Here is a 22,237-nt window from a genome sequence, read left to right as displayed (position 1 = left end):
TGTTTCCGCTCGCAAGAGGGTCAGATGAAGTGGTCGGACAACCAGGCACCGATATCGGCGGCGGCCAAAGAAGCGCCGGTGGGCGCCTCGTCGCGAATGGGGCCGCCGAAGTGGGTGCCCTCGATCGCCACGCGGGTCTTGTCGACCGAGCCGAGAGCCTCGACCATCCTCGACGCGTCCTCCGGGAAACACGCCTGATCGCCGGTCAGTTCGACGAACAGCGACGGAACCGTCACCGACGGAGCACACCGGACGAAGTCGGCGTTGGAGCTCAGACCGGACCACGTCGACAACCACGCATCTGGCGTCGACAAGCGCGCGAAGCCCACGAGCCCGTAGTTCGTCAGATCCGGCCGACGGCCGAACAACGAACCGTACGGTCGAGCGTTCGGACTGAGCGAGAGGTCGGTGAATCTCAGGTCCGCGTCGGTACGATAAACGGTCAATATGCGCGGTGCCAACGCATCTCGACGGTCGGCAGGATCACCGCTTGTCTTGAATCGCCGCCGGGCCTCGGATGCTTCGGTGACCCGTGACCGCGCGAGCGCGTCCAGCCGAGCGACGCGCTCGTGCTGCGCGGCGCGATACCGATGAACGAAGTCCTCCGGATACGACGAACTTTCCGGTGCGTCGACGAATCCGTTGGCTGCATCGAAGGGATCGAGCGACGGGTCGATGGACATGGGGTCGGATTCGTCGACGACGGAAGGATCGATCAGTCGCAGCAGCAGCGCACCCTGTCCGGGGTGCGGAGCCATGAAGATCGCACCGTCCGGCACCGGCATCTCCGCCGACGCGAGATCGATCGGCCGACCGGACGGGGTGGCCGTCAGTCGATGCTCCGGCGCAAGGCCGGCCTGCTCGTGGTAGAACGCGAACAGGGTGCCGCCACCGGAGTGTCCCAGCGTCACAACGTGATCGAACGACCGTGAACGCAGGAATACCTGCCCGGCGGCTGCGTCGAGCAATGCCTGCTCGTGTACCAGGGAGATGTCGTTGTTCACCGAACGCGTGCCCTGGGTCCACACCGCGTATCCGCGGGCGAGGAGTTCGGGCACCAGTACGTGGTGCGTCAGATCCTGTCTCGGGTGCATCAACGCCACGACGACGTCGGCACCGGGAACCGTTCTCAGCACTCCGCTGACCTTGGCGCCGTCTGCGGTGGTCAGCTCGTGCGTCGAGGTGACGGTGTTGCTCGGTGCCTCGGCGGCGTCGATGTAGCGACCGGCCCCGAGACGGGCCGCAGTCATGATCCCTCGACGCGCAAAGCGTCTTTGTCCCACTGTGTGATTCGAGAGTCGGACAGGCCCGAGACACTGCTGTACCAGACTGCGTGCCTGCATCCGGTCGCCCGACGATCGATCACGATGTCCCCGTCCGAGACTATGCGGAAGTACGGGCCGACATGGTCCACGCGCACGGCCGGATCGATGTCCGCAACCGACGCGATCGTCGTGTTCTCCGGAATGTCGAGGACGTACAACGTGGTCACGACACCCCCACCTCGTTCTCGGCCGACCAGTCGGCCGCACGCTCGACGATCAACTCGGCCTTGCGGGTCAACAGGTTCGCCATACTCGGGTCGGGTCCGCGAACGACGTCGATCAGGGCGTCGATCGTCAGATTCGCGTCGAGGTCCTCCTGCGGCGTGACCGGACGCATCGCGCGGGTGAGCTCGATCATGTAGCCGTTGGGATCGTGGGTGTAGATGGACTCGATCGTCTCGTGCTGGATCTGCATCTCCACGGGCCAGTCGCTGCCGTCGAGCCGTCGTCGATACTCCATCAGGTCTTCTTCGCTGTCGACGTGAATCGCCAGGTGACGCGAGCGGATGAAGAAGATCGGTACGTCGTCGGCGAAGCGTGAATACGCGTCACCCTGTGGTCCACCGTCGAACGGCTCGAGACCGAAATAGTAGAAGAATGCGAGGCGATCATCGTTGCCGATGTCGAAGAAGAAGTGGATGAAGTCCGGATGCTTCTCCGGTCCCCACCCCGCTGCGCAGATGGAATGGACGACGGGGAACCCGAGCACGTCGCGGTAGAACTCGACCGTTGCTGCCGGATCGAACGTGGGATAGGCGACGTGGTCGACGCCCCGAACCTTGTGTGGCAAGTCGGACATGGAGATTTCCTCTCTACGAAGTGACGATCTACGACGCGACGACGGCGTCCGCGCGGAGCAACGAGCCGGCATCCGGTAGATCGACGGACAGGTCGAGCGCACGGAGCAGGCTGTAGGCACCTGCCGTGGCGGCCGAGAGCACGGGAATCCCGAACTCGTCCTCGGCAGCCTGGACGAGAGGCAGGGACGGCATCTGTACGCACGCGGAGATCACCAGTGCGTCGGCACCGGTGAGATCCAAAGATCTGGCCGCGTCCATGACCCGTTCGCCAGGGATGCAGCCGACTTCGGCGTTGTCGGAGACTTCGAGGGCACGCCAATCGAGTACGCGAATACCTTCGGCCTCGATGTACTCGACCACCTTCTCCGCTAGTGGTCGCATGTACGGCGTCACGAGAACGATGTTGCTCGCGTCCAGAGCGCGCAGGCCTTCCACGAGGGCTCCCGCGCTCGACCGGACGGCTGCATCGGATCCGCCCGTGGCGAGTTGCTCGGCCACCAACCCCTCGACGCGTTGGTGTTCCCCGGGGCCGGCGACCATCAGGGCGACGAGGCAGGCATAGAGAACGGCGTCGATCCCGGCATCACCCAGTTCGAGGATGCACCGCTCTCGCTGGGCGTTCATCGCTCGCAGTTGCTCCGGTGACACGGCCTGCATGCGCATCCGCGAGGAGTGGAACGAGAACCGCGCCTGTCGATGTCGCGCCAACAGGGCCGGCATCTCCGTTTCCACGGTGACGTTGGAGCTCGGTACGACCAAGCCCACACGGTGAATACTCATGCACTGCCTTTCGGTACTTGACGTTAATGACGAGTATTCGACGTTTGCGATGATTCGTCAAGTGGCGTCCACCAGCGGAAGTGAACGGCAGTATCGAGTCGGACGGAAACGAGAGAGGTGGCAGCACTCACATTCGTGCTTGACATGTCGTCGGTCACGTCGAATACTCGACGCAGACGTAAGCAGTGTTCGAGGGTGCCTCGCTCTCACACGCCAGAACGTCTTCGACTCGGACCTAAGGAGCACACCGGCATGACCTATGTGATCGGAGTGGACGTCGGCGGAACGTTCACGGATGCAGTACTCGACGACAGTTCCGGCACCGTGGTCGCGGCCAAGGCGCCCTCGACTCCACCCGACTATTCCCAGGGCGTCATCGACGTTCTCGAAGCGTTGGCCGAGCAGCTCGGATGCCCGGTGCAGGAGATGCTCGCGAACACCCACCACATCGCGCACGGCACCACGTCCTCGCTCAATGCTCTGGTGATGGGCAACGTCCCGCCGGTCGGGTTCCTGACCACCAAGGGGCATCGGGATTCGATCTACATCATGAACGTCGAGGGCCGTTACCTCGGTGGATCGCCCGAGCAACTGCAGAACGTGTTGGGGCAGAGCAAGTCCCACGGTCTGGTTCCCAAGCGGCATGCACTCGAGGTCACCGAACGGCTCGATCGAGACGGCAATGTCGTCGTTGCCCTCGACGAGGAGTCCGCGCGCGTCGCCATCCGAAGCCTCGTCGACGACGGCGTCTCCGGCATTGCGGTCTCGCTGCTCTGGTCGTTCCGTAACCCGTTGCACGAGCAGCGTATTCGTGAACTGGTGCACGAGATCGCGCCACACATGTTCGTCTCGCTGTCCTCCGAGGTGAGCCCGCGCATCCGTGAGTTCGCCCGCAACGCGACCACGATCATGAGCACTCAGATCGGTCCGGGACTGCGCGACTACCTCGGTTCGTTGGAGAAGAAGCTGCGTGCCCTCGACCTCGCCGGCCCACTGCTGGTGATGCAGAGCAACGGCGGTGCCGTTGCCGCAGCCGAGGCCCCGAAGAACGCCATCAGCACAGTCGGTTCCGTGTTGACCGGCGGCGTGGTCGGTGCCGTGTCGCTCGGAAAGCAGCTGGGCCACGAGAACATCATCGCCACCGACGTCGGCGGAACCACGTTCCTCGTCGGCTTGGTCGTCGACGGTGAACCGGTACGCGCGTCGAGCACCATCATCAATCACCACCCGATCAACGTGCCCACCCTCCAGGTACACGCCATCGGCTCCGGCGGCGGCGCCATCGCCTGGGTGGATGCAGGCGGCAATCTTCAGATCGGACCGCACAGCGCGCAAGCCGTACCCGGTCCCGCCTGTTACGGGCAGGGCGGAACCGAACCCACCAATGCCGATGCCAACCTCGTCCTCGGCATCCTCCCCGAACGCGGATTGCTCGGCGGTCGCAAACCACTCGACAAAGAGCTTGCGCGCGAGGCCATTCGACGCCGAATCGCGGAACCGCTCGGTCTGTCCATCGAGGATGCGGCGGCTGCGATCTACGCCGTGCAGAACGCGCAGACCGGCGATCTCCTGCGCAAGACCGTCGTCGAAGCCGGACACGATCCGCGCAACTTCGTCCTCTACGCATTCGGCGGAGCCGGACCGTCGCACTGCGCCGCGTATGCCGCCGAGGTCGGCGTCAAGGAGGTCATCGTTCCGCTCGGGCAGGTGGCATCGGCGTTCTCGGCCTACGGTCTTGCGTCGTCGAACATCGTGCTCGCGGCCGAGCTGTCCGACCCGGCCGCGATGCCCCTCGATCCGGCCCGCGCCGAGGCCAATTTCGAGAGCCTCGAGAAGCGGGTGCGCGACGCCCTCGGTCGGCAGGGTCTCAATTTCACATCCGTCGAGGTCGAACGTGAAATCGACATGCGGTACACGATGCAGCTGGCCGAGGTGGCCACGACCGTTCCAGGAGGCTCGCTGGACTCGGCGAGTGTCGCCCATGCCTCGGACCTCTTCGAGCAGCGGTACGCAGATCTGTACGGCAAGGACAGTGGATTCCGCGAAGCCGGCATTCAGGCGATCACCTATCGCGTTCGCGCGACGGGCGTGCTGCCGTTCTCGCCGACTCTGCCCGAATTGAAGTCCGCCGACTCCGCCGACGCATCGGCGGCCCGCATCGGCTCCCGAAAAGTCAACCTGGACGGTCGAATCGGCTACGTCGACACCGACATCTACGACTACAGCAAGCTCGCTGCCGGGCACGTCCTCGCCGGCCCCGCCATCGTCGAAGTCCCCACGACGACCGTCGTCGTCCCGCACGGCACCACCGGAACTGTCGACCGCCTCGGCAACCTCAACATCGTCGCCGGCTGAGACCACAGGAGAACCGCACCATGACATCAGCAATTCCCGGGTCCGAGATCTTCTCGTCCCGCCCCGTCGATCCCGACGCTCTCGCGCGCACCCTCCCACCGACCCTGCCGGTGCACACCGTCACGCAGCAGCAGATCGACGACCTCGATCCGTTGACCTACGAGGTCATCCGGCACCGACTCTGGTCGGTCACCGACGAGATGGGCGAGGCACTCAAACGAATGTCGGGCTCACCCATCGTCACCGACGCGAACGATTTCGACTTCGCGATCAGTGACGAACTGGGACAAGAGGTGCAGGTCGGCCTCTACAACACCATGCTCGTCGGAGCCGTGGACCTGGCGATCTACTGGACCCTGCAACATCGCGCCGCCAACCCCGGAATCGCGCCGGGTGACATGTTCCTGTGCAACGACCCATGGGTCGGCGGGGGACTGCACCAGAGCGACGTCATCGTCTACCAACCCATCTTCCACGAGGGCAAGCTGTTCGCCTGGACCAGCGCGATCTGCCACGAACCCGACCTCGGCGGTTCCGGACTCGGATCGTTCGACCCGTCCGCGAAAGATGTGTTCTCCGAATCGCTTCCGACTCCACCGGTCAAGGTCGTCCGCGACTACGAACTCCAGCGCGACATCGCCGATCTCTGGGTGCGACGCTCCCGAGTTCCGATGCTGGTCGGGCTCGACCTGCGGGCGAAGATCGGCGCGAACACCGTCGGACGCAATCGCATGCTCGCCGTCATCGAGCAGTACGGTGCCGACACCGTCAAGGCCGTCATGAAGCGCATGATGACCGACGCCGAAGGCCGACTGCGCAGCAAACTCTCGTCGCTGCCCGACGGGACCTGGAAGGCCACCGGCTACCAGGACCAGTCGCACACCGGTGATCGCGACGTGCACAAGATCACCGTCGCGATGAGCAAGACCGCCGACCATCTCACGTTCGACTTCACCGGCACCGACAAGCAGACGGGCGTCATCAACTGCACCTACGCAGGAATGCGCGGCGGCGTCATGCTGGCCTTGCTTCCGATCCTCGCGGGTGACATTCCCTGGTCCGCAGGCGGATTGATGCGATGCTTCGACCTGGTCTCCGAAGAGGGCACCATCAACAACGCGAGCTTCCCGGCGGCGGTCAGCCGTGGTCCCATCGGACCGGCGTGGCTGACCGGAACCCTCATCGCCGAATGTCTGTCGCAGATGCTCGACCGATCGGTGGACCTCGGCAAGAGCGTGCAGGCTGCATGTTGCGGCACCTGGGACACCGCCGTGATCGCAGGCCTCGACGAACGCGGAGAACAACCCGTTCCGTTCCTCAACATCATGATGGAACCGATGGCAGGCGGTTACGGCGCACGCCCGACCGCAGACGGCATGGATACCGGCGGACTCTTCTGTATTCCGATGGGGCGCATCCCCGATACGGAAATGACCGAGTTCCTCTACCCGCTGCTCACGCTGTGGCGTCGTGAAGAGCCCGACTCCGGTGGACCCGGTCGTCAACGAGGTGGCGTCAGTGCATCGCTCGCTGTCACGCCGTACGGCACCTCGCTCCCGATGGGCCTCGTGCTTGCGTCTGCGGGAAAAGCCGTGGCGCAGAACAACGGTCTCGCCGGCGGATACCCGGGTAACACCGGACTCGAAATCCTGGCACGCAGTACCGACGTCATCGAGCAGTTCGCAGCGGGAAAGATTCCCGGGGCCCTCGAAGAGCTGGGCGGCGGAAAGGAATTCGGCGCGTGCTACGCCGAAAGCTACGTCGCTCCGGGTGAAGTGCTGTACATGCACTGGCAGGGCGGCGGCGGTTACGGAGATCCGTTGCATCGCGATCCGGAGGCCGTCGTGGTGGACCTACGCGAAGGCAAGGTCACCGCGGAGGGCGCGAACATCGTCTACGGCGTGGTGATCGACGGGGGAAAGGTGGACGAGGCAGCAACTACGCGACGACGTCGGGACATGATCGACGAACGGCGCACGCGGTCCACCCAGCATTCCGACGCCCCCATCATGGATCTATCGCTGGCCAGGCGGCTCGACGACAACCTGTCCGAGGTGACCGTCGGGGACGTTCGGGTCATCGCCTGCGCACAGTGCGGGCGACTGCTCGGTGACGAGAAGAACAGCGGTGTACTCGATCTGGCTCGCTACGAGGGCCCGTCCTCGGCGGCCGGACCGCAGGTGACCTCGGATCCGGCCGAGTACGTCGACACTCCCATCGTCTTTCGCCAACTGTGCTGCCCCGGATGCTGGACGGCCGTCTACTCGGGAATCGTCCCGGCCGACCACCCCGATCATTCGTTGGAGATCTCTCGATTGCTTCCCGCGGTGGCTCAGCGATGACGGTGACCACCGAGGCGACCCACTCGGACTGGGACGGCAGGCTGGTGCGATACCCACAGGACCGAGCACAGCACTATCTGCAGAGCGGTTCGTGGAGTTCGCTACCGACCAGCCGACGGTTCCGCGACATCGCTGTCCGGTATCCCGACCGGCTCGCCGTCATCAGCGCCGAGGGGTCGATGACCTTCGCCGAACTCGACCGTCGTACCGACGCCATCGCCGCCGGATTGGTTCGACTGGGTCTGCTGCGCCTCGATCCGGTGCTGTTCCAACTGACGAACCGGCTGGAGACGGTGCTGGCGTGGTACGGCTGTCTCAAGGCCGGGCTCGTTCCGGTCGCCACACTGGCCGCGCACCGGATGCACGAGATCGCGCACATCGGTGCCGCGGTGGGTGCGGTCGCGCACGTGGTGGAGGCCGGTCTGCCGTCGTTCGATCTGGTTTCCTTCGCCCACGAGCACGCCGCGGGCAGCCAGACCGTTCGCCATGTTGTGACCGTCGGAGCAGCAGAGGGTGGCGAGCTGCGCCTCGAGGACCTCGGGCAGGGCATCGACCCCACCGAGGCCCGAGCAGTCGTCGACGCCATCGAGGCCGAGACCGATCCCGAGGACGTCGTTGCCTTCCAATTGTCCGGCGGGACAACGGGAGTACCGAAGGTCATTCCGCGGATCCATGCCGAGTACTGGAACAACGCACTCATGTACGCGCAGCGGCTCGAGTGGACATCGGACAGCCGCGTCGCCCATCTGATTCCCATCGTCCACAACGCAGGGATTGCCTGCGGTCTGCACGCCTCGCACTCGGTCGGCGCGTGTCTCGTACTCGCCACCGCCGACGTCCGATCGGCGTTCGACCTCATGGAACGCGCGGAAGCCACCGAGGTGTTGATCGGCCACGGTCACTACCAGGCCGTGTCGAGTCCCGAGTTCGATCGCGTGCGTGAGCGTCTGCGGCACGTGATCCTGTCCGGTGCCAAAGTGTCACCGGCACTGATGGACCGCGTCGACGACGGTCGAGATCATTGGGCGGGTCAGTTGTTCGGAATGTCCGAGGGGTTGCTCACCGTCACCCCGGTCGCCGCTCCCCGCGACGCCCGGATTGCCACCGTCGGCACCCCGGTCTGCGCGGAGGACGAGGTGCGGATTCTCGATCCCGGTACGGAGATCGAGCTGCCCGACGGGGAAGTCGGGGAACTGTGCTGCCGTGGTCCGTACACGATCACCGGGTATTTCGGTGCCCCCGAGCACAATCGAACTGCCTTCACCTCCGACGGTTTCTACCGGACCGGCGATCTGGCGTCGATCTCCGTCGTCGCAGGCGAGCGGTACGTCACGATCGAGGGGCGGATCAAGGACCTCATCAACCGCGGCGGCGAGAAGATCAACGCCGAGGAGGTGGAGCTGCTGCTGCTCGATCACCCAGCCGTTCGTTCCGCGGCCGTGGTCGCGATGCCCGACCCTCGGCTCGGCGAGAAGACGTGCGCGTATCTCGTCACCGACGGGGCTCCGTTGACGATGGCCGACGTACAGGAACACCTCACGGGGCTCGGCGTGGCCAAGTTCAAGTGGCCCGAACGTCTCGAATGGGTGGACGAGCTTCCCCGGACCAACGTCAACAAGATCGACAAGAAGCGTCTGCGGCTCGACATCGCCGCGAAGCTCGAGAGGCAACGATGAAACTCGACCGCGTCGTAGTCATCGGCGGAGGCCCGGGCGGGCTCTACGCCGCAAGGCTGTTGAAACTGTCCAATCCCGACGCGGAGATCACGGTCTACGAACAGAGTTCACCGGATACCACGTTCGGCTTCGGAGTGGGGCTGGCGTCACGGACGCAACGCAACCTTCGGCAGGCCGACGCCAGATCCCTCGATGCGATTGTAGCCGAATCCTATTCGCACGAGATGTCCATGCAGGTCGGCGACAGCACGGCCCGCTTGGCCCACGGCGATCTTCTCGCGATCGGCCGCGCCCGACTGCTGTCCGTGCTGCAGGAGCAAGCACGCGACGCCGGGGTTCGGCTCGTGTTCGGCGAACGTCACCGGGCGCGCGAATTCGATGCCGACCTCGTGATCGCATCGGACGGGATCAACAGCGCGACACGCACGGCCGACGACCGATTCGGTGCGGACATCACCACCGGAACCGGGCTCTACCTCTGGTGCGGAACGGATTTCGCACTGCCGAGTGCCATCTTCGTGCCCGTCACCACCGAGCACGGCACGTTCGTCGCTCACGCGTATCCCTATGCGGCAGATCGCAGTACGTTTCTGATCGAGACCGATCTCGACACGTGGCACCGGGCGGGCTTCGACGTCACGACAGCTGCCACGGATCCGGCCGACAGCGACGAGGCGTCGTTGCGCTACCTCGAGAAGGCATTCTCCGAGACACTCCAGGATCACAGCCTCATCGGAAACAGGACCAGGTGGATGCAGTTTCGAACCGTCAAGTGCCGAAAGTGGGCAGTGGACAACACAGTTCTTCTTGGAGACGCCGCCCACACAGCCCACTACTCGATCGGATCGGGAACGAAGCTCGCCATGGAGGACGCCATCGCCCTCGATGCCGCACTGGCGTCGGCTGCGACGGTCGACGAAGCCCTCACCGAGTACGAACGGGTGCGTCGCCCTGCGGTGGACCACCTCCAACAGATCGCGGTGCGCAGTGAACAGTGGTGGGAGTCCTTCCCGCAGCGGATGGATCTACCCGTGGACCAGCTCATGGTTGCGTACATGACGCGAGCCGGGAAGGTCGGTCTCGAGCGGTTTCTCGACTCCGCCCCCGAGGTGGCGTGGAAGGGAATTGCCGGCTACGCACAGGTCCCGGCCGACTCGGAGGTTCCCGTCGACGTATCTCGGTGGATCCTCTCGCGTCCCATCGACCACGGTGGGCGGTCGTTCCCCGACCGATTCGCCCCGTCCGATCTTCGCGACGATCCGACGACGACGGTGGTCTCCGTGGACGTCGAGTCTGCGTGGAACGAGAAGGCGACGGCCGTCGTCGACGAGGCCAAGGCGAGCTCAACGGTGTGGTTGACCGGGTCCGAGGAGCGTGATCACGTCCTCACCCGTCTCGATGTCGCGGAGCGAATGATGCGCAACACCAGCGCACTCGTCGTCGTCGATGTGCCGAAGGAGTGCATGCCCGACGCGGTGGCAGGTCTCGTCGGTGCGCGCACCCACCTGGTGTCTGTCGGTCCTTGACGAGAGCGACGGTTATTCTTCGGTCATGACACGCGAGGACTCACCACGGGGATCGGCGCGCAACCCGCGTCGGGAGCTGGTCGAGAAGCAGATTCTCGACCAGGCCACGCGGTTGTTCGCCGAGAAGGGATTTGCCAGTACCACCCTGCAGGACATCGCCGACGCCACCGGTCTCACTCGGCCGGCGCTGTACCACTACGTAGCGAACAAGGACGAGTTGCTCTCGCGACTGATCAGCGAGAGCACCGAGACGCCGGCCGCAGTTCTGCACGAGATCAACGAGCGATCCGACCTCGGGCCCACGGAGAAGCTGCTGAAGATGGCGACCGCGATCGCGTTGAATCAGGCCCAGAGCGCCGATCGCTTCAAGCTCATCATCAGATCGGAAGCCGATCTCCCCGAGGAGATGTCGCACACCTACCAGCAGAGTCGCCGGCACGTGCTCAAGGAGTTCGTGACGGTCGTCGAAAGTGGTGTCAAGGCAGGGGAATTCCGGCCGGTCGATCCGCGCACTGCGGCACTCGGCATCATCGGCATGCTCAACTGGGTCGCGTGGTGGCACCAGAGCGGTGACCCCGACGCCGATCGGAGCGTGGCCACTCAACTCGCCGACATGGCACTGCGCACCGTTGCTCAGGACAGCGGCAAGCCCGTCGTGCCGGAGGGGCCCGAGCGGGCCATCTCGATGCTCCGCGAGGACCTCGACTACCTCGAACGCATCCTGGCTCGGGATCGAACCCAGTAGAGCGTGAGGAGGCCGTTTCGTGTCGACGGCTCGAATCGGGCAGTCATTCGCCTCGTAGAGCCTGATCGACGGTCGCTCCGACGGCCGCGGCACCGACCGAGGTCATGATCGTCCCGGCGTGATCGAGTCCCGGCATCGCGGTGATGGACGTCAGGTCGAGCGCGTCGACGATCTGGCTCGAGTACATCGGCGCGGAATCGGCGCCAACGCTCCACTGCGCGTGCAGGAATCGAATCGGCATCGTCAGTTCCCGGAACCGCGAGGCACCGAAGAAGACGTCCGTGGCGTCCGCGACGACCGAATCGGACGACAGCCGGACCGATCCGTCGACCAGATCGTGTTCGGCGTACGTCCGCAAGAGCGGATCGGCGGGGTCGAGTAGCGGCAACGACGTCGAGACCAGGAATTCGATGTAGTCGCCGATGTCGTTCCAGTGCTGCTGAGTTCGAGCGATTCTGTCCGAGAAGACCGCGGCAACGTTCTCCTGCGTGAGGCCGGCGGGCGGTGCCACCGGCACGCCCCCGTCGACGAGGACGAGACTCTTCACCCTGGACGGGTACCGGGCCGCGAACTCGACCGCCACGAATCCGCCCATCGACATTCCGCAGACGTGCACCGCGTCGAGCCCCAATGCGTCCAGGACGGCGTCGAGGTCGTCTGCGTGCTGGGCCAACGAGGACGGTCCCGTGACCTCGACGCTGTCACCTCTGCCGCGAAGGTCCGGGGCGATGAGTGTCAGGTGCGGCGACTCCGCGCGCAGCCAGCTCCAGAGCATGCGCTGGCTGGAAACACCGTGCACCACGAGGATGGGCTCGCTGGTGCCGGTGTGTGTTTCGACGGCGAGGTGCCCGCCGGATACCGGTACTCGATAGATGGTCATGGTGCCGACAGTATGGGAAGCAGGCTTCGGACGGGATGGATTGGATCCCCACTGTGCACGTCGAAATGTGGATGGATCATCTGTATCGCAGTGTGGTCTCCGTCACTATCGTCACCTTTCGACGCTGCAGTAGGCAGCGGGACCGAGCCAACCGAAGGTGATCGATGATGACTCCACTGCGCCGACATGTCCGAACGCGATCGATTGCCGCGACCGCGGGGGTCCTCCTGGCGCTGACCGCGACCGCATGCGGTGGAACACAAGCCGCGCCTGCGGCGTCGGAGAACGGACTGACCACCGTCCGGCTCGGCAACGTGCAGTTGTCCGACTACGCCGCGGTGTTGCTGGGCGTGGACCAGGGCATCTTCGAGCGCAACGGATTGAACATCGAACTCGTCGACATCACGCCGGCGGACCTGGTCGGTGGTCTCCTCAGCGGTCAGGTCGACATGAATCCCAATACCGGTCCCGGCACCGTGATGGCGGCCGGAAAGGGGATACCCCTGGCTGTCGTCGGCGGCGTCTCCACCTTCGAAGCAGGCCCGGACGGACGCACCGGATCGACCCTGCTGGTCGAGGCGGGGAGTCCGATTCGCACCGCTGCCGACCTCGAAGGCAAGACGGTCGGAGTGAACCTGCTGGCATCGGCATCCGAGTACGGGGTCCGAGGTGTCGTCGACCAAGCCGGCGGCGACGGCAGCGACGTGTCGGTCATCGAGGTTCCGTTCTCCGCCATGGGCGAGTCACTCACCGCCGATCGGATCGACGCGGCGCTGGTCGGCGATCCCTACGCCAGCCTGCTGTTGAAGACCGGACAGTTCGAGGCACCGATGGGCGACCCCATTGAGCAGGTCTTCGGCCCCGCGCCCCGGGTCGTCGTCACCGGCACCCGCGACTACGTCGAGACCAACCCCGAGGTGGTCGACAAATTCCAGACCGCACTCGACGAGTCCGTGGAGTACGCCGACTCGCACCCCGACGACATGCGGGCCGCCATGGTCGAACATTTCGGCACCCCGGCCGACACCGTCGGGGACACGGGGTACCCGGCACTCGAAAGTCGCGTCGACGCAGCGGGACTGGACGACATCGCCACGATTCTCCGGGAGAACGGGGCGCTCGATTCCTCGGCCGACATCAGCGGGCTCACCCGATGACCAGTGCGGCGCTGCGCACCGCGCCGGTGCTCCGAGTGCGACCGGCGATGCCCTCCGCGGCGCAGAAGGCCATCGCTCCGGTGCTGCTGATACTCGGCTGGGCCGCCCTGTCGTCGTCCGGCATGTTCGCCGCGGACACGATTCCCGGGCCCGTTCCGGTGGCCGCGAGAGTGCTGGACATGGCGACAACGGCGACGTTCTGGACCGATATCGCGTCGACCATGACCGGCTGGGCCTTGGGCCTGCTGTACTCGACCATCATCGCGGTGCCGTTGGGAATTCTGCTCGGGACGAGTGACTTCGCCTACCGCAGTTGCCGATTCGTCATCGATTTCCTTCGATCGATTCCGACGTTGGGGATCATCCCTCTCGTCGCGCTCATCTACGGAACCACCCGTCAGACCGAGCTGACGGTGGTGGTGGCAGCCTGCGTGTGGCCGATCCTGCTCCAGACGATGTACGGGGTCCGGGACGTCGACGGTGCAGCACTCGAAGCGGCTCGGTCGTATCGCCTGAGCAGATTCCAGGTCATCCGCTTCGTCATCGTGCCGTCCGCTACTCCGTTCGTGGCCACCGGCTTTCGTATCGCCGCAGTGATGGCGATGCTCCTCGCGATAGGAATCGAGCTGTTGGCCGCAGTACCGGGAATCGGAAAGACGCTCGCGCAGGCTCAGATGAACGCGCAGATGGTCGATGTCTTTGCCCTGACTCTGGTGACCGCCCTCATGGGTGTCGCCGTGCTGTATCTGTTCGCCGCGGCCGAGCGCCGGCTGTGCCGCTGGCACCCATCGCAGAGGATTCCGTCGTGACCCGTATTCGTTCTATCGCCGTCGAGGCCTGGCTTCCGGTTCTTCTCGTCGGACTGTGGTGGTTCGTGTCGAGCAGTAGTTCCTCGTTCTACTTTCCACCGCTGCGCGGGATCATGACGCGGTTCGCAGACCTTTGGTTCTCCGATCAGTTCGCCGTCCACGTGGTGCCGAGCCTCCGAAACTTCGGCATCGGGTTCCTCCTCGGCGTGACAATCGGAATTCTGTGCGGGCTGGCGCTGGGTTCGATGCCGCAGACGCATCGTGCGCTGTCCCCGACACTCGAATTCATCCGAGCCACACCGGTTATCGCCCTGGTTCCGCTGACGATCGTGTTACTCGGCACGGACGTCGTGCAGAAGGTCGCCATCATCGCCTTCGCCTGCATGTGGCCGACGTTGCTCAACACCGTCGACGGAGTTCGCGCGGTCGATCCTTTGGTACGCGATGTCGCGAGGAGTTACCGTCTCGGCCGGTGGGATTCGAGCATGCGAGTGTTCCTGCGTTCCGCCACACCTCAGATCATCGCGGGAATGCGAACCAGCGTTGCCGTTGCAGTCGTGGCCATGGTGGGCAGCGAGCTGTTCGCCTCGTCCGAGGGGATCGGCTACTTCGTCCTGCAATCTCAGCGCACCTACGCCATGACGGACATGTGGGCAGGACTCATCATGCTCGGACTGCTGGGCTACGGACTCAATCTACTGTTCGCTCTATTGGAGAGAAGGACCCTTCGGTGGCATCGTCTACGACTCGAAACGACCGCAGCGCAGTGAACGACCGCAGCGCAGTGAACGAACACAGCGCAGTGAACGACCGACCCGCGCCCGCGGTGGCCGTTCGGAAGCTGTGCAAGACCTACGCCGGTGCAACCAGGCCCGTGCTGGAAGACGTCGACTTCACGGTCGACGAACGTGAATTGGTCTGCATCGTCGGCCATTCGGGCACAGGCAAGTCGACGTTGCTTCGCGCCGTGGCCGGACTGACATCCGCAACGGGTGAGGTGTCGATCAACGGCACGAAGGTCGACGGCCCACCGACTGATCTGGCGGTCGTCTTCCAGGACTACGGTCGCTCGTTGTTGCCGTGGATGCGTGTCAGAGAGAACGTGGAACTTCCGTTGCGTCGGACCACGGGAAAGTCGGAGCGGCGTCGACGCGCCGAATCCGCCCTCGAATCGGTCGGACTCGAAGGCCGCGGTGACCTGTACCCGTGGGAGATGTCGGGCGGAATGCAGCAGCGCGCGGCCATCGCGAGGGCGCTCGCATTCGAGCCCCGGGTCCTGCTGATGGACGAGCCGTTCGCGTCCGTCGACGCTCAGACCCGTGCCGATCTCGAAGACCTGACGATGAAAGTGCAACGCGAGTTCGGGATGACGGTCATCATCGTGACCCATGACGTCGACGAAGCGGTCTACATGTCCAACAAGGTGATCGTTCTCGGCGGAGCCCCGGCATCGGTGACGGCTACCGTTCCAGTGCCACTGCCGGATGCGCGAGATCAGTTGAGCACCAAGAGTTCGGAACTCTTCGGTGCTCTGCGCATGGACGTACTTCGGCGCATTCGTCCCGACCTTGCCGGTCCGGCGATCTCGGTGGCCTGACCAGAACCGAACGAAAGGCGAATCGATGACGGACTCTGCCGACACGAACGGACCGCGGACACATCGGAGGCTTCCTCGTTGGCGAGAGGTGGCACCGTTTCTCGAAATGCGTGCGACGAGAGGCGATCCCGTCGACAGGCGTCTTTCCCGAGCGCACACCATCGGTGACCTCGCCGAGATCGCTCGTCGGCGCACCCCGCGTTCGGTCTTCGAGTACGTCTCCGGCGGTGCCGAGGGCGAGGTCGGCATCGAGCGCGCTCGGGCGGCGTACGAACGAATCGAGTTCAGACCGCACGTGTTTCGAGACGTGAGCGCAGTCGATACCTCGACGTCGATTCTGGGTCGGACAGCGACGCTACCGTTGATCCTTGCCCCCACCGGTTTCACCAGAATGATGCAGCACGAGGGCGAAACTGCGGTGGCACGCGCGGCAGCGGCGGCCGGTGTGCCGTACGCGCTCTCGACGATGGGTACCGCAACGATCGAGGATGTGACGAGTTCGGCACCGACCGGTGCCAACTGGTTTCAGCTGTACCTGTGGAAAGACAGGGCGGCCAGCCGGGACCTCGTCGAACGGGCGGCGCAGGCGGGGGTCGACGTACTCGTTCTCACCGTGGACACACCCGTTCCCGGCAACCGTCTGCGCGACGTGCGCAACGGTATGACGATCCCGCCGACTCTGAACGTGCGAACCCTGGCCGACATGACACGGCACCCCAGCTGGTGGCTGAATCTGCTGACCACCCAACCGCTCGAGTTCGCAAACCTGACGTCCTTCGAGGGTACCGTCGGTGAGCTGGTCAAGAGTATGTTCGACCCCGCACTCACGCTGGCCGATCTCGAATGGTTGCGCTCCGAATGGCCGGGAAAGCTTGTGGTGAAGGGAATTCAGGACGTCGCCGACGCGCGTGACGTCGTCGACGCAGGCGCCGATGCGCTGGTGGTGTCCAATCACGGAGGTCGCCAGCTGGACCGCGCACCGACGCCTCTCGAACTTCTCCCCGAGGTGGTCGATGCGGTCGGGTCCGGCGTCGAGGTCTACGTCGACACCGGAATAACGACCGGTTCCGATCTGATAGCCGCGGTGGGGTTGGGAGCCACGGCTGGGATGGTGGGGCGCGCGTATCTGTACGGGCTCATGGCCGGCGGACAGAGAGGTGTGACATCCGCCCTCGACATCTTCCGATCGGAGGCAACCCGGACGATGCAGTTGATGGGTGCACAGACGCTGACGGACCTTCGGGGGCGGGTGACACTGCGGAGGTAGGCCTCAGCGGCGAAGATCTTTTCGCATGATCACCCGTGGGATACCGCCGGATACAGACGTCGTCTCGGCTGCGAACTCGAAGCCCGCCGACTCGAACAACCCGCGGGTGCCGACGTAGGTCATCGTGAGGTCGACTTTCGCACCCTTGTTGTCCACCGGATAGCCCTCGATCGCGGGAGCGCCGTGATCGGCTGCGAACCGAACCGCGCCGTCCAGCAACGCATGCGCGATGCCGCGTCGGCGGTGTCCGGCCTTGACTCGGAAGCACCAGGCCGTCCAGACCGGCTGATCGTCGACGTGCGGAATCTTGTTGGACCGCGCGAACGGTAACTCCGCGCGCGGCGCGACCGCAGCCCAGCCGACCACCTCGTCTCCGTCGTAGGCCAACACACCCGGCGCGACTTTTCGTCGCGTCAGCTTCTCGACGTACGCGGCGCGTTCCGGGCCGACGAGTGACCTGTTGGTCGCGGGATCGATGCGGTGACTCAGGCACCAACACACCGACGAGGTCGGATTCTTCGGGCCGAGAATCGCACGCACGTCCGCGAACGACGTCGCAGGCCGTACCGAGAAGCTCACCCGCCGACCATACCCAGCGGCGGTGCTGTACTACTGGTCCAGCAGGCGGTGTGTTTCGAGACGGTACGGTCGAGGGTGTGAAAACTTCGATCGTCGGCACCGGTGCCGTGTGAACATCTCCGCGAGCGACCGTGCATTCCTGGCCCGGGCCGTGGATCTGGCAACGGACGCAGTGCGAACGGGCAACGATCCGTTCGGCTCGCTGTTGGTGTCGGACAGCGGTGAAGTGTTGGCCGAGGACAGGAACAGGGTCGGCGACCTGAACGATCCCACCCAGCACCCCGAGATCGCACTGTCGCGGTGGGCTGCGACCAACCTGGACGCCGATCAGCGTCGATCCTCGACGGTCTACACCTCCGGTGAGCATTGCGTGATGTGTGCTGCGAGCCACGGAATCGTCGGACTCGGTCGCATCGTCTACGCCACATCCACGGCTCAATTGCTCACGTGGCTCGAAGAATTCGGTGCTGCACCACTGGCAATCACGGCGTCGCCCATCGAACAAATCGTGCCGGGCATAGTTGTGGACGGTCCGGTGGCCGAGTTCGGCGACACCGTTCGCGAACTGCACAGACAACGTCACGCCTCTGCTCGGTAGCGCACTCGCGAACGAAGAGGGGAAGACTGTGCCGTACGGCATCGAGGGCGGATCAGCGCGTCCTACTAGAGCGATGACGACTGCGCTCGCGGCCACCGGCGGCGTCGGCGTCGTACTCGCGTGGCTCGAGTTCGTCCTCATCCGGCAGCAGCTCGCGGTGGGATTGTGGGTCATCGCCGTGGCTGTCGCGTCGATCGCTCTGGTGCGCGTGTCCCGCGCCGGTAAGCCCGCCGCGCTGGGAACCGCGCTCGGCGGTGTCGTCGTGGTCGCTCAGGCGGCATGGTTGGTGACGGGCCTTCACGCACTGTGGGTCACGACCTTGACCGCGGCCACGGCGCTCGGCTTCTTCATGCTCGCGTCGGCGTGGGCAGGCCGTTCGAGGGCCTCCACGCGGAGGGTGGCCACCGCAATCCCGGTCGGCGTCGCTGCAGCTGTTGCATTGCTGGTCTCGGCGGTGGTCGTCGGCACGGCGGCCAGTCCGGCTCCGCTGATTCGATCCCTGCATGCAGTGGGGCAGAGCAATTCCTTCGAGGCCGACGCCCGGACTGCGACGACAGTGGTCGACGGTGCGCGCCTCACCAACGACGTCGAATACGGCTCGACGCTTCCGAATTCGTTCCTCGACATCTACATCGCCGACGACGATCCATCGGTCAGCCGGCCCACATACATCACGATTCACGGTGGTGGCTGGATCGTCGGCGACAAAACGGACGGTGCTCCCAGCGCAGATTCCGCCGGTGCGTCGTGGGCCGGCCCCATGCTCGACGCCGGCTACAACGTGATGTCGGTGAACTACGCGTTCGCACCGAGTTACCGATTCCCCACGCAGACAATACAACTGGGCCAGGCCATGCAGTTCCTGGAAACGAACGCCGACCGTTACGGACTCGACATGAGTCGCGTCGTGCTCGCCGGAACCAGCGCGGGTGGTCACATCGTGGGCAATTACGCCGCCGTGCAGACCAACTCCGAGTACGCGCGAGCACTGGGTATCGAACCCACCATGGACCGAAGTGCTCTGAAGGCGATCGTGTTCGAGAGTGCAGCCCTCGACGTCGCTAGAGCGGGCGCACCGCAATCACCGAGCCCGTCGAACGGTTTCTTCTTCGACATCGCCGCCCGAAGCTATCTCGACACCACCGACACCGCTTTGCTTGCGCAGGCGAACATCATCGACAATGTCACCGCCGACTTTCCACCGAGTTTCATCTCCGACGGCAACACCGGGACTTTTCCCGACCAGGCAGCCGAACTGAGCGCCCAGCTCGACAGAATGGGCGTCGCCAATCGCCTGAACCTGTACAGCAAGAATCAGGCGAGACTCGACCACTCGTTCATGTCGGTTGATTCACAGTGGACCGACGACTACAGCCGCCTGAAGATCGAGTTTCTCCGCGGCATCGTCTGATTCATCGCCTTCAGCTCGGTCCGAAACGTTCCGTTCGGATGTTCGCTGCCGAGTGGCCCCGCTCCACCAGCATGTCGGCCACGGTGTCGACGAAGCTCGTGGGACCGCAGATGTAGCAGCGTGGTTCGAACTCCGCCGGCCATCCGTGGGCGTCGAGGTCTTCGATCGTGATGCGGCCGAGGGGGCGTGCGTTACCTGCAGGAGCGCGCCGCGTGTGGATCATGGTGATGTCCACGCCCGCCGGAGGGCGAGCCCACTCGTCCGCGAAGTAGACCTCCGCGGGCTCGCGCACCGAATACAGCACCCGGAACGGCACCCGTCCACCCGTTGCGGACGCCTGCGCGCGGACCATCGCGCGGAGCGGGACGATGCCGGAACCGCCACCCACCAACAGGATCGGCGGGGACGGTCTCTCGGAGGGCTGGGACGGCCGCCAGACGAACCATCGGCCCACCGGACCGCGGATTTCGATGCGATCACCGGCTTCGACGACGTCGACCAGGTAGGGCGATACCTCGCCGTCCGCGACGTTCTGCACCGCGATCTCGATGCGCGACGTGCCGTCGGGTGCCGACGCCAAGGAGTAGCTTCGCTGTGCGCTGTAGCCGTCCTCGGCCGTGAGCTTGACGTCCACATGCTGCCCGGCAAGGTGGCCGGGCCAACCGTCGACGTCGAGAACGAGGGTGGACGCAGTGGGTGTCTCACGCCGCACGGCCGCCACCGTGGCAACGAGCCAGGGTTTCGCCCCGGCCGCCGATGTCACGTCAGTCGCCTTGGTATCGCTGCTCGCGCCACGGATCTCCGTAGTCGTGGTATCCACCACGCTCCCAGAAGCCTTGTTCGTTCTCCAGCGTGAGCTCGATGCGTGAGATCCATTTCGCGGATTTCCAGAAGTACAGATGCGGAACGAGAAGCCTTGCGGGACCGCCGTGTTCGCGAGCCAGGGGAGCGCCGTCGAACTCGGTGACCAGCCAGGCCTTCCCATCCCTGAGGTCTTCGAGCGGGAGGTTGGTGGTGTAGCCGTCGAAGCCGTGCACCACGACGTACCCGGCATCGGTGTCGAGTCCGTCCAACAGAACGTCCAGGCTCACGCCCTTCCACGTCGTATCGAGCTTCGACCACTTGGTGACGCAGTGGATGTCGACGGTCGGGCTCTCGTGCGGAAGTGCCGCGAAGTCGTCCCAGGTCCAGCTTCGAGTGTCGCCGCGTTCGGTAGCGATCGAGAAGGACCACGTGTCGGTCGCGACCACCGGCGCGGGCCCGATCGCGAGGACGGGAAAGTCCTTGGTCAGGTACTGACCGGGGGGGAGTGCGCCCGTCGTCGCCGCGTCGTCGGCCCACGAAGCCCTTCGAGATCAATGCCATGGTGCCAAATTGTGCGCTCGTGGTCGGGAGTCTGACAAGTCGAAGCACCGAACTACGTCTGCGCTTTTGTATGTTCTGCTGCCCATGATCCAAGGAGGCGAATGCGCTCCGCGCTCGGCGAGCCTGGCTCCGCGGTATAGATCATGAGGAAGGATCCGGGATCAGCGGTGATCGCAAGCGCCTCGTACGCGAGGTGGACCTCGCCGACGACCGGGTGGTTGAAGCGCTTCATGCCCGCCCCGTGGGTCCGAACGTTGTGGGCACCCCACAACTTTCGGAATGTCTCGTCGCGCGTGGAGAGTTCACCGACGAGGTCTTGGAGTCCTTTGTCATGGGGGTCGCGGCCTGCTTCGGCGCGCATGATGGCCACGCACATTTCTGCGAAGGTATCCCAGTCGGGGTAGAACTCTCTGGACGACGGATCCAGAAACTGGAATCGGGCGAGATTGGGTGTTCGTCCACCGTCCCCGATCAACGGAGCGTAGAACGCTTTTGCGAGTTCGTTGGTCGCCAAAAGGTCTTGACGTTGATTGCGAACGAAGGCAATTCCGTCCGTTATCGAGTCGAGGGCCCACTGGAGGCTGATCCTCTGAGTTGCAGGGCGCGCAGCCTTCCGTCGCGGACGTCCTGAGGTCGGGACGCCGTCCACGGCTCGGGCGAGGTCGAGAAGGTGTGTGTGCTCGGTGTCGTCGAGTTGTAGTGCGCGCGAGAGTGCGTCGAGTACGGACGCCGATGCACCGCCGATGGCACCGCGCTCGATGCGCGCGTAGTACTCGACGGACAGTCCTGCGAGCGCTGCCACTTCACTTCGTCGTAGTCCGGGGACTCTGCGACGGTTGCCTCCGCCCGTGATCCCGGCCGCATCCGGGGTGAGCCTGGCTCGACGCGTCATGAGGAACTCGCGCACCTCGGCCTTGGTGTCCATGCGTTCAAGGGTAGGACTGTCCGACGAATCGAGCGATGCCCTGCTGATACACCCTTCAGGACGACAGGCCGGCCGAATCCCGATGCAGAAAGACCGCCGT

The 22,237-nt window shown here is 64.8% G+C and carries 20 protein-coding genes and 1 pseudogene; 12 read left to right on the top strand and 9 right to left on the bottom strand.

Annotated elements, in window-relative coordinates:
• Nucleotides 1-20: 20 nt before the first annotated feature.
• The 4 genes from CH296_RS02495 to CH296_RS02480 are packed head-to-tail and all read right to left on the bottom strand — an operon-like array spanning nt 21 to nt 2,905.
• Nucleotides 21-1,250 carry an alpha/beta hydrolase gene (locus CH296_RS02495; protein WP_094683952.1) on the bottom strand — a complete coding sequence of 410 codons (1,230 nt, stop codon included), beginning with the start codon at nt 1,248-1,250 and terminating at the stop codon, nt 21-23.
• Complete coding sequence (locus CH296_RS02490; protein ID WP_032394846.1) at nt 1,247-1,492, bottom strand: hypothetical protein; 246 nt, start codon at nt 1,490-1,492, stop codon at nt 1,247-1,249. The genes CH296_RS02495 and CH296_RS02490 overlap by 4 nt, the downstream gene beginning before the upstream one ends.
• Nucleotides 1,489-2,124: a VOC family protein gene (locus CH296_RS02485; RefSeq protein ID WP_032394845.1), complete on the bottom strand. Its 636-nt coding sequence runs from the start codon at nt 2,122-2,124 to the stop codon at nt 1,489-1,491. The genes CH296_RS02490 and CH296_RS02485 overlap by 4 nt, the downstream gene beginning before the upstream one ends.
• Before the next feature lie 28 nt (nt 2,125-2,152).
• Nucleotides 2,153-2,905 carry a maleate cis-trans isomerase gene (locus tag CH296_RS02480; RefSeq protein ID WP_094658686.1) on the bottom strand — a complete coding sequence of 251 codons (753 nt, stop codon included), beginning with the start codon at nt 2,903-2,905 and terminating at the stop codon, nt 2,153-2,155.
• Nucleotides 2,906-3,157: 252 nt separating this feature from the next.
• On the opposite strand from CH296_RS02480, the gene CH296_RS02475 reads away from it, so the two are divergent.
• Genes CH296_RS02475 through CH296_RS02455 form a run of 5 tightly spaced genes read left to right on the top strand, consistent with a single transcriptional unit; the run spans nt 3,158 to nt 11,549 of the window.
• Entirely contained in the window at nt 3,158-5,260 is a 2,103-nt protein-coding gene (locus CH296_RS02475) for a hydantoinase/oxoprolinase family protein (RefSeq protein ID WP_094683951.1), read from the top strand.
• A 20-nt stretch (nt 5,261-5,280) separates the two neighbouring features.
• Nucleotides 5,281-7,602, top strand: coding sequence for a hydantoinase B/oxoprolinase family protein (locus tag CH296_RS02470; RefSeq protein WP_032394842.1), 2,322 nt, complete (start codon nt 5,281-5,283; stop codon nt 7,600-7,602).
• Nucleotides 7,599-9,278: a (2,3-dihydroxybenzoyl)adenylate synthase gene (locus tag CH296_RS02465; protein ID WP_094683950.1), complete on the top strand. Its 1,680-nt coding sequence runs from the start codon at nt 7,599-7,601 to the stop codon at nt 9,276-9,278. The genes CH296_RS02470 and CH296_RS02465 overlap by 4 nt, the downstream gene beginning before the upstream one ends.
• Entirely contained in the window at nt 9,275-10,804 is a 1,530-nt protein-coding gene (locus tag CH296_RS02460; protein ID WP_094683949.1) for an FAD-dependent monooxygenase, read from the top strand. The genes CH296_RS02465 and CH296_RS02460 overlap by 4 nt, the downstream gene beginning before the upstream one ends.
• Before the next feature lie 25 nt (nt 10,805-10,829).
• Nucleotides 10,830-11,549: a TetR/AcrR family transcriptional regulator gene (locus CH296_RS02455; RefSeq protein WP_179277610.1), complete on the top strand. Its 720-nt coding sequence runs from the start codon at nt 10,830-10,832 to the stop codon at nt 11,547-11,549.
• 43 nt (nt 11,550-11,592) lie between these two features.
• Here the strand turns inward: CH296_RS02455 and CH296_RS02450 are convergent, their stop codons facing one another.
• On the bottom strand, nt 11,593-12,429 hold the full coding sequence (locus tag CH296_RS02450; RefSeq protein ID WP_094683947.1) for an alpha/beta fold hydrolase: 837 nt from the start codon (nt 12,427-12,429) through the stop codon (nt 11,593-11,595).
• A gap of 164 nt (nt 12,430-12,593) precedes the next feature.
• On the opposite strand from CH296_RS02450, the gene CH296_RS02445 reads away from it, so the two are divergent.
• From CH296_RS02445 to CH296_RS02425, 5 genes are all read left to right on the top strand, one after another.
• Nucleotides 12,594-13,586: an ABC transporter substrate-binding protein gene (locus CH296_RS02445; protein ID WP_094645523.1), complete on the top strand. Its 993-nt coding sequence runs from the start codon at nt 12,594-12,596 to the stop codon at nt 13,584-13,586.
• Nucleotides 13,583-14,395: an ABC transporter permease gene (locus CH296_RS02440; RefSeq protein WP_094683946.1), complete on the top strand. Its 813-nt coding sequence runs from the start codon at nt 13,583-13,585 to the stop codon at nt 14,393-14,395. The genes CH296_RS02445 and CH296_RS02440 overlap by 4 nt, the downstream gene beginning before the upstream one ends.
• On the top strand, nt 14,392-15,165 hold the full coding sequence (locus tag CH296_RS02435; RefSeq protein ID WP_143546309.1) for an ABC transporter permease: 774 nt from the start codon (nt 14,392-14,394) through the stop codon (nt 15,163-15,165). Before CH296_RS02440 ends, CH296_RS02435 begins: the two co-directional genes overlap by 4 nt.
• A complete protein-coding gene (locus tag CH296_RS02430; RefSeq protein WP_256980311.1) occupies nt 15,126-15,992 on the top strand; it encodes an ABC transporter ATP-binding protein in 867 nt (288 codons plus the stop codon). The genes CH296_RS02435 and CH296_RS02430 overlap by 40 nt, the downstream gene beginning before the upstream one ends.
• A gap of 106 nt (nt 15,993-16,098) precedes the next feature.
• On the top strand, nt 16,099-17,259 hold the full coding sequence (locus CH296_RS02425) for an alpha-hydroxy acid oxidase (RefSeq protein WP_256980310.1): 1,161 nt from the start codon (nt 16,099-16,101) through the stop codon (nt 17,257-17,259).
• A gap of 3 nt (nt 17,260-17,262) precedes the next feature.
• On the opposite strand, the gene CH296_RS02420 is transcribed toward CH296_RS02425, so the two are convergent.
• Nucleotides 17,263-17,838 (bottom strand): GNAT family N-acetyltransferase, encoded by a 576-nt coding sequence (locus CH296_RS02420; protein WP_094683944.1) that lies wholly within the window; start codon nt 17,836-17,838, stop codon nt 17,263-17,265.
• Nucleotides 17,839-17,947: 109 nt separating this feature from the next.
• On the opposite strand from CH296_RS02420, the gene CH296_RS02415 reads away from it, so the two are divergent.
• Nucleotides 17,948-18,436: a nucleoside deaminase gene (locus tag CH296_RS02415; protein ID WP_045196162.1), complete on the top strand. Its 489-nt coding sequence runs from the start codon at nt 17,948-17,950 to the stop codon at nt 18,434-18,436.
• A 73-nt stretch (nt 18,437-18,509) separates the two neighbouring features.
• Nucleotides 18,510-19,847 carry an alpha/beta hydrolase gene (locus CH296_RS02410; protein WP_094683943.1) on the top strand — a complete coding sequence of 446 codons (1,338 nt, stop codon included), beginning with the start codon at nt 18,510-18,512 and terminating at the stop codon, nt 19,845-19,847.
• A 10-nt stretch (nt 19,848-19,857) separates the two neighbouring features.
• Here CH296_RS02410 and CH296_RS02405 read toward each other — a convergent pair whose 3' ends face one another.
• The 3 genes and pseudogenes from CH296_RS02405 to CH296_RS02395 form a co-directional block, all read right to left on the bottom strand.
• Nucleotides 19,858-20,610: a ferredoxin reductase gene (locus tag CH296_RS02405; protein ID WP_094645517.1), complete on the bottom strand. Its 753-nt coding sequence runs from the start codon at nt 20,608-20,610 to the stop codon at nt 19,858-19,860.
• A gap of 1 nt (nt 20,611) precedes the next feature.
• A pseudogene (locus tag CH296_RS02400) lies at nt 20,612-21,212 on the bottom strand (sulfite oxidase-like oxidoreductase).
• Between the two features lie 52 nt (nt 21,213-21,264).
• On the bottom strand, nt 21,265-22,137 hold the full coding sequence (locus CH296_RS02395) for a helix-turn-helix domain-containing protein (protein WP_094645515.1): 873 nt from the start codon (nt 22,135-22,137) through the stop codon (nt 21,265-21,267).
• Between the last annotated feature and the right edge of the window lie 100 nt (nt 22,138-22,237).

The organism is Rhodococcus sp. 14-2496-1d (genome assembly GCF_002259365.1).
GTDB lineage: Bacteria > Actinomycetota > Actinomycetes > Mycobacteriales > Mycobacteriaceae > Rhodococcoides.
The sequence above is the reverse complement of the archived record's forward strand: the minus strand, read 5'-3'. Positions and strand labels throughout refer to the sequence as shown.